At 69.6% G+C, this 13,909-nt stretch carries 11 protein-coding genes; 7 read left to right on the top strand and 4 right to left on the bottom strand.

Annotated features, from left to right (window positions below; translation table 11 throughout):
- Nucleotides 1–184: 184 nt before the first annotated feature.
- The 4 genes from AB0M54_RS43465 to kynA all read right to left on the bottom strand — a co-directional run bounded on the left by AB0M54_RS43465 (nucleotide 185) and on the right by kynA (nucleotide 3,765).
- Complete coding sequence (locus AB0M54_RS43465; RefSeq protein ID WP_364478411.1) at nucleotides 185–637, bottom strand: hypothetical protein; 453 nt, start codon at nucleotides 635–637, stop codon at nucleotides 185–187.
- Between the two features lie 139 nt (nucleotides 638–776).
- Nucleotides 777–1,712 (bottom strand): amidohydrolase, encoded by a 936-nt coding sequence (locus AB0M54_RS43470; protein ID WP_364478414.1) that lies wholly within the window; start codon nucleotides 1,710–1,712, stop codon nucleotides 777–779.
- Nucleotides 1,709–2,920 (bottom strand): aminotransferase class V-fold PLP-dependent enzyme, encoded by a 1,212-nt coding sequence (locus AB0M54_RS43475; RefSeq protein ID WP_364478417.1) that lies wholly within the window; start codon nucleotides 2,918–2,920, stop codon nucleotides 1,709–1,711. Before AB0M54_RS43475 ends, AB0M54_RS43470 begins: the two co-directional genes overlap by 4 nt.
- Nucleotides 2,917–3,765, bottom strand: a complete 849-nt coding sequence (gene kynA, locus AB0M54_RS43480; RefSeq protein WP_364478420.1) for a tryptophan 2,3-dioxygenase — start codon at nucleotides 3,763–3,765, stop codon at nucleotides 2,917–2,919. Before kynA ends, AB0M54_RS43475 begins: the two co-directional genes overlap by 4 nt.
- A gap of 264 nt (nucleotides 3,766–4,029) precedes the next feature.
- Here kynA and AB0M54_RS43485 point away from each other — a divergent pair, with 264 nt between their 5' ends.
- From AB0M54_RS43485 to AB0M54_RS43515, 7 genes are all read left to right on the top strand, one after another.
- Complete coding sequence (locus AB0M54_RS43485; RefSeq protein WP_364316626.1) at nucleotides 4,030–4,497, top strand: hypothetical protein; 468 nt, start codon at nucleotides 4,030–4,032, stop codon at nucleotides 4,495–4,497.
- 15 nt (nucleotides 4,498–4,512) lie between these two features.
- Entirely contained in the window at nucleotides 4,513–5,514 is a 1,002-nt protein-coding gene (locus AB0M54_RS43490; protein ID WP_364316624.1) for a LacI family DNA-binding transcriptional regulator, read from the top strand.
- 185 nt (nucleotides 5,515–5,699) lie between these two features.
- Nucleotides 5,700–7,049 carry an extracellular solute-binding protein gene (locus AB0M54_RS43495; protein WP_364478423.1) on the top strand — a complete coding sequence of 450 codons (1,350 nt, stop codon included), beginning with the start codon at nucleotides 5,700–5,702 and terminating at the stop codon, nucleotides 7,047–7,049.
- A 76-nt stretch (nucleotides 7,050–7,125) separates the two neighbouring features.
- Nucleotides 7,126–8,007 (top strand): sugar ABC transporter permease, encoded by an 882-nt coding sequence (locus AB0M54_RS43500; protein ID WP_364316619.1) that lies wholly within the window; start codon nucleotides 7,126–7,128, stop codon nucleotides 8,005–8,007.
- 10 nt (nucleotides 8,008–8,017) lie between these two features.
- The gene (locus AB0M54_RS43505; protein WP_364478426.1) at nucleotides 8,018–8,986 is read left to right on the top strand and encodes a carbohydrate ABC transporter permease; all 969 of its coding nucleotides are present in this window, start codon (nucleotides 8,018–8,020) and stop codon (nucleotides 8,984–8,986) included.
- Nucleotides 8,987–9,023: 37 nt separating this feature from the next.
- The gene (locus AB0M54_RS43510; RefSeq protein ID WP_364478428.1) at nucleotides 9,024–10,601 is read left to right on the top strand and encodes a glycoside hydrolase family 13 protein; all 1,578 of its coding nucleotides are present in this window, start codon (nucleotides 9,024–9,026) and stop codon (nucleotides 10,599–10,601) included.
- Between the two features lie 8 nt (nucleotides 10,602–10,609).
- A complete protein-coding gene (locus tag AB0M54_RS43515) occupies nucleotides 10,610–13,891 on the top strand; it encodes a CARDB domain-containing protein (protein ID WP_364478431.1) in 3,282 nt (1,093 codons plus the stop codon).
- Nucleotides 13,892–13,909 lie beyond the last annotated feature (18 nt).

Here is a 13,909-nt window from a genome sequence, read left to right on the forward strand (position 1 = left end):
TTCACGATCTCTGCGGTCATTACTCACAGTGCCCATCCCGCCGAACCAAAATCCGGCGAATCGGGCCAGAAACACCGTTCGTGGCACAGTCCCGCGGCGGGCCCGGCAGGGCGCCGCGACCGGCGCAGGCCGGGCGACGCAGGCCGGGCGACGCAGGTAGAGAGGCGCGACGGGGGTAGGGAGGTCAGGTGCTGTACGTGCCGTCGAAGGGTGGGCCGAAGCCGAGGCGGTCGGGGTAGAGCTCGGCCCATGGGCCGCGGTCCGGGTCGGCGTCGGTCTCGTCGATCAGGGCGAAGGTCACGCCGTCGTGGGTGAGCTCGAAGGGGCGGATGGCGATGTCGCCGTGCCGGACGTCGGTGAGTTTGGCGAGCAGGGACGCCAGGGCAGCCCGCGCCTGGTCGCCGAGTTCGCCCCTGAGGTAGGACGCCTGGGCGACCGTGGTGATGTCTGAGCGCACGCGGTGGCCGGTCGCGTCGAAGAGGTGCACGAACGCATACCACCAGGTGTCCTCGCGGGCCGCCACGGAGTCGTGGCGGGCGCCGTGGATGGCGGCGTAGAACTGGCCGCCGGCGTGGGTGCCGATGGTGTCGAGGCGGTGGTCGTCGTGGGCCATCGGGATGGTGTCCGGCAAGGGCATGGCGGCGACCATAGCGGCCGGCGGCGACTAAGGCTGCGGCTGAGGCAGGGGCTAAAGCGCCGGCTGAGGCGGGGGGCTGAGGCGGGGGGCTCAGGCGGGGGGCTCAGGCGGGCGGCCAAGGGGGCGACTGAGGCGGGAGCTAAGGCGGGGGCAGGGGGCGGGCGGTGGACAGGGAATCGGCGAAGTGGGATGGGTCGAGGTTCAGGCCGGTGGGGATCCAGGTGGGCGGGAGGGTGGCGGCTGAGGGGGTCATGGCGGTGAGGATGTCGGCGGGGGGCAGGCCGGTGTGTTGGAGGGCGCGGATCTCGCGGGGGTTGATGCCGGGTACGAGAGGGCCGTTGCCCAGGTCGGTGCCGTAGTGGAGCTTTCCTCCGTACGACAGGAAGCGCCGCAGGTTGGCGATGGCGGTCTCGCACGCGGGGGTGGGGGTGCCCCAGCCGTGGATGTCCAGGGTGCTGATCCACGCGGTCTGAGCGGCGGCCGCGCGGAGGACACCGTCGTCGAGGAGTGACGTCCAGGGGGTGTGGGCCAGCAGGTCGGCGCCGGCGGCGAGGGCCGTTTCGACCGTGCCGGGGCCCTCGCAGTGGACGATCAGCGGGAGGCCGGCCGCATGCGCGGCGTCCGCGATCGCCGTCACCGTGGGCCGGGAAAGCAAGGGGCCGCCGGTGTGCAGGGTGACCTTGATGAACGAGGCGCCGGTCTGCTCGGCCACCGCTTCGGCGCCGTCGGCGGGAGAGTGGACGAAGCGGGAGCTTCCGGGTGGCGCCCAGGGGCGGTCGCTGGGGTAGCCGCCGGGCGCGGTCAGGAACTGCCTGGCGTATCGGACGCCGGGAACCGGGTCGGCGAATCCGCCCAGGTCCCAGACCTCGGTGATGCCGCCGGAGCGGATCGTGCCGAGGTCGGCCAGGGCCAGGTGCACGTGGGCGTCGGTCAGGCCGGGCAGCAGCGTTCCGGGGAGACGGCGGTCGGGGATCCCGGCGGCGACCGGCGTGCAGCCCGACGGGAGGACCGACAGGAGGCCGCCGGGGACGAAGCCGCCGTCCCACCAGAGGGTGTCCGGCGCGAGGAGGGTCATGCGAGGTCGCGCAGGCGGGACAGTCCCTGGTGGACCTCGGCGAAACTGGTGCTCAGGGGGGCCAGGCCGATCCGCAGGCCGTCGGGGCGGCGGTAGTCGGGGATCACGCCGTCGTCCCACAGGGGCTGGAGCAGGTCGCCGAAGCCGGGGCGGGACAGGGTCACGTGGCCGCCGCGCCGGGCCGGGTCGCGGGGCGAGGCGACGGTCACCCCGAGCGGCGCCAGCCACTCGTCGGCGATGTCGAGCACGTAACCGGTGAGCAGCGTCGACTTCGCCCGGACGGCCTCGACGCCGGCCTCGGCCAGCAGGTCGAGGCCGGCCTCCAGCGGGACCATGGCGAGGATCGGCGGGGTGCCGCTGAGCAGGGCGCGGATGCCGGGCGCGTACTCGTGGCCGTGGCCCATCTCGAACGCCGCCCGGTGGCCCATCCAGCCGCGGATCGGCTGGCGCAGCTCGTCCTGAAGACCGCTGCGGAGGTAGGCGAAGGCGGGTGCGCCGGGGCCGCCGTTCAGATATTTGTACGAGCACCCGACCGCGAGATCGACCTCCCAGGCGTCCAGCTCGATCGGCACCGAACCGGCCGAGTGGCACACGTCCCACATGGCCAGCGCCCCGGCCTCATGCGCGATCCGGGTGATCGCGGGAACGTCGGCGATCCACCCGGACCGGTAGGCGACGTGGCTGAACAGCACCAGCGCGGTCTGCGGACCGACGACGTCGGCCACCTGGGCCGGGTGGACGCCGGTCAACGGGTCGGTCTCGATCCAGCGCAGGGTCAGGCCCCGTTCCGCGGCGATACCTTCCAGCACGTACCGATCGGTGGGGAAGTTGTCGGTGTCGAGGACGACCTCGCGGCGGCCGGGGCGGGCGTCGACGGCGGCCCGGGCCAGCTTGTAGATCAGCACCGTGGTGGAGTCGGCGACGACGGTCTGGCCGGGCGCGGCGCCCAGGGCGAGCGACCCGAGGCGGTCGCCGATCCGGCCCGGCCACTCCAGCCACGCCTCGTCCCAGCCCCGGATCAACCGCGTTCCCCATTCGGCACGGATGAAGCGATCCATCCGCGCGGCGGTCTCGGCCAGCGGCTTGCCCAGCGAGTTGCCGTCCAGATAGGCCTGCACGCCGGGGGCGGGCAGGAACCGGCCGCGGTAGCCGGCCAGCGGGTCGGCGGCATCCAGGGCCACCGCGCGGGCGGTGAGGTCGTCGGTCACCGGGCCGGCACCGCGATCTCGGTCCGGACCGCGTAGAGCTCGGGGAAGAACGTCAGGTCGAGGGCCTTGCGCAGGAAGTCGACGCCGCTGGAGCCGCCGGTGCCGCGTTTGAAGCCGATGGTCCGTTCCACCGTCTTGAGGTGGCGGAACCGCCAGAGCTGGAAGTTCTCCTCGAGGTCGACGAGTTCCTCGCAGGCCTCGTACGCCTCCCAGTACTGATCGGCCTGCTCGTAGATCTTCACGAACACCGGAACCAGGTCGGCGTTGTAGCGGTACGGCAGCGTGACGTCCCGTTGCAGGATCTCGGCCGGCACGTCGTGGCCGCGGCGGTGCAGGTAGCGCAGGAACTCGTCGTACACGCTGGGCGCCTCGATGGCCTCGGTCAGCATCGTCTTGGCGGCGCGGTCGTCGTCGAAGATCGACAGCATCCGGGCGTCCTTGTTGCCGAGGGTGAACTCGACGGCGCGGTACTGGTAGCTCTGGAACCCGGACGACGTGCCGAGGAAGCTGCGGAACTCGGCGTACTCGCTCGGGGTGAGTGTGGCCAGCACCGACCACTGCTCGGTGAGCGTGCGCTGGATGTGTTTGACCCGGGCCAGCCCCTTGAGCGCGGGCCGCAGGTCGTCGCCGGCCAGTTGCCGCAGCACCGCGCGCAGCTCGTGCAGGATCAGCTTGAGCCACAGCTCGGACGTCTGATGTTGCAGGATGAACAGCAGCTCGTCGTGGTGTTCGGGGGTGCTCACCGGATGTTGCGCGCCGAGGATCTCGTCCAGGTGCAGATAGCGCCCGTACGACAGATTGACCTTGAAGTCGCGGACGATCCCGTCTTCGAGCTGTCTCTCCATGATCCGAGGGTAGGCCAATCATCAAGATCAAGATCAAGATCAAGAGCTTGATGTCGTAGCCGGGTGGGTGGTGCTGACCGCAGCTCCCGCCGAGGGCGGGCGCGAGGCTCCAGGCCGCTGGCGCGGCCAGAACGGAGCCGCGCACCCTTCATGCTGCGTGCGTGGAAAGAACTACGCCCGCTGACGTATGACGGATTACGTCGCGGGCGGAACGACGGGCGGCCGGGGCCAGGACAGCCTGGGGGCATGAAGCTGAGGCCGTCGATGCGGAAGCTGGTTCTGACCGTCCACGTCGTCACCGCGGTGGGGTGGCTCGGGGTTGATCTCGTGATGCTGACCTTCGGCATCGCGGGGCTGGCCGGCGCCGACCCCGACCTGGTCTACCCGGCGCAGAGCCTGATCGGGCGGGTGCTGTTCACGCCGCTGAGCGCGGTGGTCTGGCTGGTCGGGGTGCTGAACGCGCTGCTCACCCCGTGGGGCCTGGTCAAGCACTGGTGGGTGGTGGTCAAGCTGGCCGTCACCACGCTGATGTTGTTCCTGGTCACGTTCCTGCTCTACCCGCAGCTGAGCACGGGCGTGATCCCCGAGGGGCCGGACCGGATCAACCTGGTGGTGGCGCCGGCCGTGTCCACCAGCCTGATGATCTTCGCGACCGTGCTGTCCACTTACAAGCCGTGGGGTCGGTTCTTGCAAGCACGGGCGAAGCAGAGTTCAGTTCTTGCAGGAAGCTGACGTAAGCTTCCGGCTGTGACAAAACGACTGGCCGAGGTGGCCAAGAAGGCGGGGGTCAGCGAGGCGACCGTCAGCCGGGTGCTCAACGGCCGCAGCGGTGTCTCCGAGGCGACCCGGGCCTCGGTGCTGACCGCGCTCGACGTGCTCGGCTACGAGCGGCCGACCAAGCTGCGGGGCGAGCGGGGCCGGCTGGTCGGGCTGGTGCTGCCCGAGCTGCAGAACCCGATCTTCCCCGCGCTGGCCGAGGTGGTCACGGCCAGCCTGGCCCAGCGCGGGTTCACGCCGGCGCTGTGCGCGCGGACGATCGGCGGCGTGCCCGAGAGCGACTACATCGAGATGCTGCTCGACCATCAGGTGTCGGGCGTGGTGTTCGCCGGTGGGTCGTACGCGCTGGCCGCCGCCGACCACGGGCACTACCGCCAGCTGCTCGACCGCCGGATGCCGGTGGTGATGGTCAACGCCGGGGTGGACGGGCTGGGCTTCCCGCACATCTCGACCGACGACGCGGTCGCGGTCGAGCAGGCGTACGGCCATCTGCGCTCGCTGGGCCACGAGCGGATCGGGTTGGTGCTCGGCCCCGAGGACCACATCCCGTCGCGCCGCAAGCTGGCCGCGGTGGCCAAGCTGGCCGGCTGGGATCGCCCGGACGAGTGGGTGGAACGCACCAACTTCTCGATGGAGAGCGCCCGGCTGGCCGCGGCCCGGCTGATCCAGCGCGGCATCACCGGCATGATCTGCGTGTCCGACGTGGTGGCCCTCGGTTCGATCCGGGCCGCCCGGCGGCTCGGCCTGGACGTGCCCGGCGACGTGTCGGTGGTCGGCTTCGACGACTCGGCCCTGATGACCTGCACCGACCCGCCGCTGACCACGGTGCGGCAGCCGATCGAGATGATGGGCCAGGCCGCGGTCGACCTGCTGGTCAACCAGATCGAGGGGTCCGGCGTGCAGCCGGACGAGCTCCTCTTCGAGCCGGAGCTGGTCGTCCGAGGGAGCACCGGGCCGGCAAAGGCCAGCTGACCAGCACATTCGCAAGCGTCGACGGGTGGACCGAGAGGTCCGCCCGTCTTTTTTGTGCCCTGGGCCACGAAAGTCAGGTTCTTTCGTGGCTCAGTGAACTTCTTGCGTAACAAGAAGAGACCAATTACCGTCACCGCTACGAAACATGAGACGTCGCCCATCACATAAACGGAAGGTTGCTCCCCATGCTGAGAAAGAGGCTGCTGGGCGCGTTGCTGATCGCCGGGCTCGCCCTGTCGGCGGCCGCCTGCGGCAACGACGACGCGGGCGAGGACAAGGCCGACGGCCCGGTCACCCTGGTCATCAACGGTCTGCCGCCGGCCACCGAGAAGGCGACCCACGACCGGTTCCTGGCCAACGTGGCCGCGTTCGAGAAGGCCAACCCGACGATCAAGCTGGACGTCCGCGAGGGCAAGATGGACCCGCAGACGTTCCCGGCCAAGCTCGCCGGCGGCCAGCTGGAAGACGTCTTCTACGTCTACTTCACCGACCCGGCCAACCTGATCGCCAAGCGCCAGGTCGCCGACGTCAGCAAGTACCTCAAGGACTTCCCGATCACCTCGCAGCTCAAGCCCGAGGTGCTGAGGGTGTTCCAGGACGACAAGGGCGGCACGTACGGGCTGCCGTACAAGAACTACTCGATGGGCCTGCTCTACAACCGCGACCTGTTCACCAAGGCCGGGCTGAACCCGGACCAGCCGCCCGCGACGTGGGCCGAGGTCCGCGAGGCGGCCAAGAAGATCACCGCGCTGGGCAACGGCACCGTCGGGTACGGCGACTACAGCAAGAGCAACACCGGCGGCTGGCACTTCACCGCGGAGCTGAACTCGCTGGGCGGCGAGATGGCCGTCAACGAGAACGGCGCCTGGAAGGCCGCGTTCAACAACGAGAAGGGCAAGCAGGTCCTCCAGCAGCTCAAGGACATGCGCTGGACGGACAAGACGATGGGCCAGAAGCAGCTGCTGGAGTGGGCCGACCTGCTCAACCAGATGGGCTCCGGCAAGCTCGGCATGTACGTGGCCACCGCCGACAACATCCCGACCATCGTCAACCAGTACAAGGGCGAGTACGAGACGTACGGCCTGGGCCCGATCCCGGACGGCCAGGGCACCCTGGGCGGCGGCGAGGGCTACATGTTCAAGGCCGGGCTGAGCCCCGAGAAGATCCGGGCCGGCCTCAAGTGGCTGACCTTCTGGTTCACCTCCGCGGACAAGTTCGCCGACGAGAACAAGTGGGCCGGCGAGACCGACCAGCCGGTCGGCCTGCCCGAGCCGGCCATCTACATCGGCGCGGCGGCCGAGAAGCAGGCGGCCGCGGACAAGCAGTACGCGAACGTTCCGCAGGCCAACTACGCGCCGTTCGTGGCCGGCATGGCCAAGATCCCGGTCAAGCTCGAGCCGCCGAACGCGCAGCAGGTCTACGCCGTGCTCGACGTCGCCATGCAGAAGGTGCTGACCGACGCCAACGCCGATCCGGCCAAGCTGCTCGCCGACGCCGAGACGCAGGTCAACCAGATCCTGCAGAGCGTCAAGTGATACCCGGGCCGCCGTCGGCACGCCGACCGGCGGCGGCCCGTCTCCCCTTCGTAGAAAGGCAACAACCGTGGCGGTGATGACGGCGGCGCGGGCGCGCCGGCGGATGGCGGACAACCTTCTCGGGTACGCGTTCCTCGCGGCCGGCCTGCTCTGCTTCGGCTTCTTCTCGTGGTACCCGCTGGTCAAGGGCGTCGTCCTGAGCTTCCAGCAGGACAACTTCGTGATCCCGCCGTTCTGGGTCGGCCTCGACAACTACCGGGCGGTGCTCGACGACCCGCTGTTCTGGACGGCCTGGAAGAACACCATCCTGTTCACCGGCCTGGCGCTGGTCTTCGGGTACGCCGTCCCGTTCGTGATCGCCATCCTGCTCAACGAGTTCCGCCACCTGACCGGCCTGTTCCGGGTCCTGGTCTACCTGCCGGTGATGCTCCCGCCGGCGGTCGCGGTGCTGCTCTGGCGCTCGTTCTACGACCCGGGCGAGGGCCTGTTCAACACGCTGCTGGGCGGCGTCGGCCTGCCGCCGTCGCAGTGGGCGCAGGGCTCCAGCACCGCGATGATCTCGCTGGTCCTGGTCTCCACCTGGGCCAACATGGGCGGCGCGACGCTGATGTACCTCGCCGCGCTGCAGGGCATCCCGGGCGACCTCTACGAGGCGGCCGAACTGGACGGCGCGAGCGTCTGGCAGCGGATCCGGCACGTGACCGTCCCGCACATGCGCTTCATCATGCTGGTCCTGCTGCTGCTCCAGATCATCGCCACGATGCAGGTGTTCATCGAGCCGTTCCTGCTGACCGGCACGTCCAGCCCCGACACGATCACCGTGATGGTGCTGATCTACCGCTACGCGTTCAAGGTCCAGAACGACTTCGGCATGGCCGCCGCGATGAGCGTGCTGCTCTTCGTCGTGCTGGGCGCCTTCTCCGCGCTCTACCTGCGCCTGACCCGGTCCGCGGACTGAGGAGCCCGACATGACGCTCACCGCACCGCCCCCGCCCGCGCTCACCGAGGTGGCGGCCGCCCCGACCGGCCCCAGGCGCCGGCGCCGCACCCGGGGAAACGGCTCGGGCACCCGTACCCTCATCTCGGCCATTGATCTGAAGCGCCATCGGGTCGCCTATCTGGTGGCGATCACGGTGACCATGCTGCTGTTCGCGGCGGCCTTCCTCTATCCGATGTGGTGGATGGCCACCAGCGCGCTGCAGACGCCGGCCGAGCTGGCCGAGGGCAAGGCGATCGTGCTGCCGTCGTCCTGGCATCCGGAGAACTACGCCACCGCGTGGACCACCATGCGGATGGGCAAGTTCTTCCTCAACACCGCGTTCTACGCGCTCGGCGGCTGGCTGATCCAGCTCGTCGTCGACGTGCTCGCGGCGTACGCGCTGAGCAAGCTCCGGCCGATCTTCAGCCGGATCGTGCTCGGCGGGATGCTCGCCAGCCTGATGCTGCCGGCCTCGGCGCTGCTGGTGCCCGCCTACCTGACCGTCGCCGACCTGCCGATCTTCGGGTGGAACCTGCTGAACACCCCGTGGGCGCTCTGGCTGCCGGCCGCCGCCAACGCCTTCAACGTGTACGTGCTCAAGCGGTTCTTCGACCAGATCCCCAACGACCTGCTGGACGCCGCGGCGATCGACGGCGCCGGCCGGTTGCGGGTGCTGTGGTCGATCGTGCTGCCGCTGTCCCGCCCGGTCCTCGGCGTGGTGTCGATCTTCGCGATCATCGGCATCTGGAAGGACTTCCTCTGGCCGCTGCTGGTGCTCCAGGACCCGGAGAAACAGACGCTGAGCGTGGCCCTGGCCCGGCTCGCCAACACCAGCCAGGTGCCGCAGACCGAGTTCATGGCCGGGCTCGTGATCGCCTCCGTACCCATGATCGTCATCTTCCTGATCTTCCAGCGCAGCATCATCGGCGGGCTCTCCGCGGGGTCCATGAAGGGCTGAGTCCCTTCCTGGTTCCACAACAAGGAAAGAGGTAGCAGTGGCTGACCATGACCCGTGGTGGCGAAATGCTGTGATTTATCAGATCTATCCCCGCAGCTTCGCGGACTCCGACGGCGACGGCGTCGGCGACATCGACGGCATCCGCGCCCACCTCCAGCACCTGCGCGGCCTCGGGGTCGACGCGATCTGGATGAGCCCGTGGTACCCCTCCCCGATGGCCGACGCCGGCTACGACGTGGCCGACTTCCGGGACATCGACCCGGTGTTCGGTGACCTCGCCGCGGCCGAAGCGCTGATCACCGAGGCGCACGCTGTGAACATCCGCATGATCGTCGACATCGTGCCCAACCACATCTCGTCCGCTCACCCGTGGTTCCAAGCGGCGCTGGCTTCTCCGGATGCCCCGGAACGCGAGTACTTCTGGTTCCGGGCGGGGCGGGGCGACCGCATGCCCACCGAGTGGGTCGGCGAGTTCGGCGGCACGACCTGGACCCAGGCGCCGGACGGCCAGTGGTACCTGCATCTGTTCACCCCGGAGCAGCCCGACCTCAACTGGGAGCATCCGGACGTGCGGGCCGAGTTCGAGAGCATCCTGCGGTTCTGGTTCGACCGGGGCGTCGACGGCATCCGGATCGACTCGGCGGCGCTGCTGCTCAAGGACGGCACCCTGCCCGAGGTGATCGACGGCGAGCCGCATCCCTTCCACGACCTGGACGGGGTGCACGACGTCTACCGGGCCTGGCGGCGGGTGGCCGACTCCTATCCCGACCGCGCGCTGATCGGCGAGGTGTGGATGCCGGACGTCTCCCGGTTCGCGAAGTACCTGCGGCCGGACGAGCTGCACGCCGCGTTCAACTTCGACTTCCTCGGCTGCGCCTGGGAACCCAGGCTGATGCGCGAGTGCATCGACCGGACGCTCGCCGCGCACGAGACGATCGGGGCGCCGGCCACCTGGGTGCTGTCCAACCACGACGTCACCCGGCACGTCACCCGGTACGGCCGCGCGAAGACCACGTTCAGCTTCGAGGAGAACCTCGACGGCACCCCGGTCGACCTGGAGCTGGGCACCCGCCGCGCCCGGGCCGCCGCGCTGCTGTCCCTCTCGCTGCCCGGCGCCACCTACATCTACCAGGGCGAGGAGCTGGGCCTCTGGGAGAACGAGAACATTCCGGCCGACGCCTTCGTCGACCCGATGTGGCAGCGGCGCGGCCACTCCCGGGACGGCTGCCGGGTGCCGCTGCCCTGGTCCGGTGACGAGCCGCCGTTCGGCTTCAGCACCGGCACGCCCTGGCTCCCCCAACCCGCCGAGTGGAAGGACCGCACGGTCCAGGCCCAGTCCGGCGACCCGAGTTCGATGCTGGAGCTCTACCGCGCGGCGATCCATCTTCGCCGTACGGAGGAGGGACTGCATCGGAGCACGATGGCCTGGCTGGACGCCGCGCCCGGAGTGCTCGCCTACACCCGCGGATCCGCGTTCGCGTGTGTGCTCAACATGTCCGGCATTCCCGTCCCCCTGCCGGATCACCACTCCTGCCTGCTGGCCAGCGGCCCGCTCGACGGCACCCTGCTGCCGCCGGACGCGGCCGTCTGGCTCCGCCTCCACCCCGGGAAGTAGGTACCCCCATGATCCGCTCCCTGGTCGCGGCCTCCGTCGCGGCCGCCACCGTCCTCCTCGTCCCCACCGCCGCCCACGCCGCCGGTCCCAACCTGGCCGCCGGCAAGACCTTCACCGCCAGCAGCTCGGTCCAGGCCTACCAACCCGGCAACGCGGGCGACGGCAACACGTCGTCCTACTGGGAGAGCACCAGCAACGCCTTCCCGCAGTACCTCCAGGTCGACCTGGGCGCCTCCACCAGCGTCAACCAGGCCGTCCTGAAGCTTCCCCCGGCGACCGCGTGGGACACCCGCACGCAGACGCTGAGCATTCAGGGCAGCGCCGACGGGTCGTCGTTCAGCACTCTGTCGCCCTCGGCCGGGCGGGTCTTCAACCCGGCCACCGGCAACGCCGTGACGATCGACCTCAGCTCGGCCGCCGTCCGATTCGTCCGGGTCGCCATCACCGCCAACACCGGCTGGCCGGCCGGGCAGCTGTCCGAGCTCGAGGTCTACGGTCCCGGCGGCACCGACCCCGACCCGCCGCCGCCGGCCGGCAGCAACCTGGCCGCCGGCAAGCCCATCGAAGCCTCGTCGGTGACGCAGAACTTCGTCGCGGCCAACGCCAACGACGACAACACCGGCACCTACTGGGAGGGTGGCGCGTACCCGGCGACCCTGACCGTCAAGCTCGGCGCCAACGTCGGCACGTCGTCGATCGTGGTCAAGCTCAACCCGGACCCGGTCTGGGGGCAGCGGACGCAGACGTTCTCGGTGCTCGGGCGGGAACAGAACGCGTCGGCCTTCACCACGCTGGTGGGCTCGGCGACGTACACGTTCAATCCGTCCACCGGCAACACCGTGACCGTTCCGGTCAGCGCGACCGCCGCCGACCTGCGGCTCAGCTTCACCGGCAACTCGGGCGCGCCCAGCGGCCAGGTCGCCGAGTTCCAGGTCTTCGGCACCCCCGCGCCGAACCCCGACCTGACCGTCACCGCCCTCTCCGCGTCGCCGTCGGCGCCGGTCGAGACCGACGCGGTCACGCTGTCGGCCACGGTCCGGAACGCGGGCAACGCCGGGTCGCCGGCCAGCAACGTCAACTTCTATCTGGGTACGACCAAGGTCGGCACCACCAACGTCGGCGCGCTGGCGGCCGGCGCCTCGGCCACGGTGACCGCGAACATCGGGGCGCGGAACGCGGGAACGTACGCCCTCCGCGCGGTCGTCGACGAGGCGAACACCGTGGTCGAGCAGAACGACGCGAACAACGCGTTCACCGGCTCCGCCCTGACCGTCTCCCCGGTGGCCAGCTCGGACCTGGTCGCCTCGGTGGTCACCTGGTCGCCGAGCAACCCGTCGGCCGGCAACTCGGTGGCGTTCAGCGTGACCATCCAGAACCAGGGCACCTCGGCCTCGGCCGGTGGCGCCCACGGCATCACGCTCACCCTGCTCAACGAGTCGGGCGGCACGGTGCAGACGATGACCGGCTCGTACACCGGCACGCTCGCGCCCGGCGCCTCGTCACCGGCCATCAGCCTCGGCAGCTGGACGGCGGCCAACGGCAAGTACACGGTTCGCGTGGTGCTCGCCAACGACGCCAACGAGCTGCCGGTCAAGCAGGCCAACAACACGTCGGACCGGACGTTCTTCGTGGGGCGCGGCGCCAACATGCCGTACGACATGTACGAGGCCGAGGACGGCCAGACCGGCGGCGGCGCCCAGGTGCTGGCCGCGAACCGGCGGATCGGCGACCTGGCCGGCGAGGCGTCCGGGCGGCGCGCGGTGACCCTGCCGAGCACCGGCTCGTACGTGCAGTGGACCACCAAGGCCAGCACGAACACGGTGGTCGCCCGGTTCTCCATCCCGGACGGCACGACCAGCTCGATCAACGTGTACGTCAACGGCTCGCTCAACAAGACGCTGCCGCTGACCTCGAAGTACGCGTGGCTCTACGGACCGGAGGCACAGCCGCAGAACTCCGGCACCGGGCCGCGGCACATCTACGACGAGGCGAACATCATGCTGACCGGCTCGTTCCCGGGCGGCAGCACGATCAAGCTGCAGAAGGACGGCGGCAACGCGGGAACCATCACCATCGACTTCATCAACACCGAGCAGGTCGCCCCGATCGCCAACCCGAACCCGTCGACCTTCGTGGTGCCGGCCGGCTTCGACCACCAGTCGGTGCAGAACGCGCTGGACGCCGCCCGTCAGGACACCAGCAAGGCCGGCGTCTACCTGCCGGCCGGTGACTACGCGACGAACAGCAAGTTCAGCGTGTACGGCCGGGCCATCCAGGTGGTCGGGGCCGGGCCCTGGTACACCCGGTTCTTCACGCCGCAGAACCAGACCGAGACCGATGCCGGGTTCCGGGCCGAGGCCTCGGCCAACGGCTCGACGTTCAAGAACTTCGGGTTCTTCGGCAACTGGACGATCCGCCAGGACGGCCCCGGCAAGGTGTTCGACTTCAACAACGTGGCCAACATGACCGTCGACAACATCTGGACCGAGCACCAGATGTGCCTCTACTGGGGCGCCAACGTCGACAACATGGTGGTCCGCAACTCCCGGATCCGGAACATGTTCGCCGACGGCATCAACATGACCAACGGCAGCACCGGCAACCTGATCGACAACGTCGACGCCCGGGCCACCGGGGACGACAGCTTCGCGCTGTTCGCCGCGATCGACTCCAACAACCAGCAGCAGACCGGCAACGTCTTCCAGAACCTGTCCAGCACGCTCACCTGGCGCGCGGCCGGGCTGGCGGTCTACGGCGGCCAGGGCAACACGTTCAAGAACATCTACATCGCCGACACCCTGGTCTATTCGGGCGTCACGATCGCGTCGATCGACTTCGGCATCCCGATGCTCGGCTTCGGGTCCACGCCGACGACCAACTTCGACAACATCTCGATCGTCCGGGCCGGTGGGCACTTCTGGGGTCAGCAGACCTTCCCCGCGCTCTGGGTGCACAGCGGTGAGAAGGAGCTCCGCGGCATCCGGATCAGCAACGTCGACATCGTCGACCCGACCTACCACGGCATCATGTTCCAGACCAAGTACTCCAGCCCGACCACGCCGCTGCAGCCGATCACCGACACCGTGTTCACCAACGTGTCGGTGAGCGGCGCCCAGAAGAGCGGCGACGAGTTCGACGCCAAGTCCGGCTTCGGCATCTGGGCCAACCCCGGCCCCGAGCAGGGTCAGGGCCCGGCGGTCGGCTCGGCCACCTTCACCGGTCTCCGCCTCTCGAACAACTGGCGGGACATCGAGAACACCACGTCGACATTCACCATCAACCGCAACTGAATCGTTCTCCGGGGGTGG

Source organism: Actinoplanes sp. NPDC051470 (genome assembly GCF_040682035.1).
Classification (GTDB): Bacteria; Actinomycetota; Actinomycetes; order Mycobacteriales; family Micromonosporaceae; genus Actinoplanes.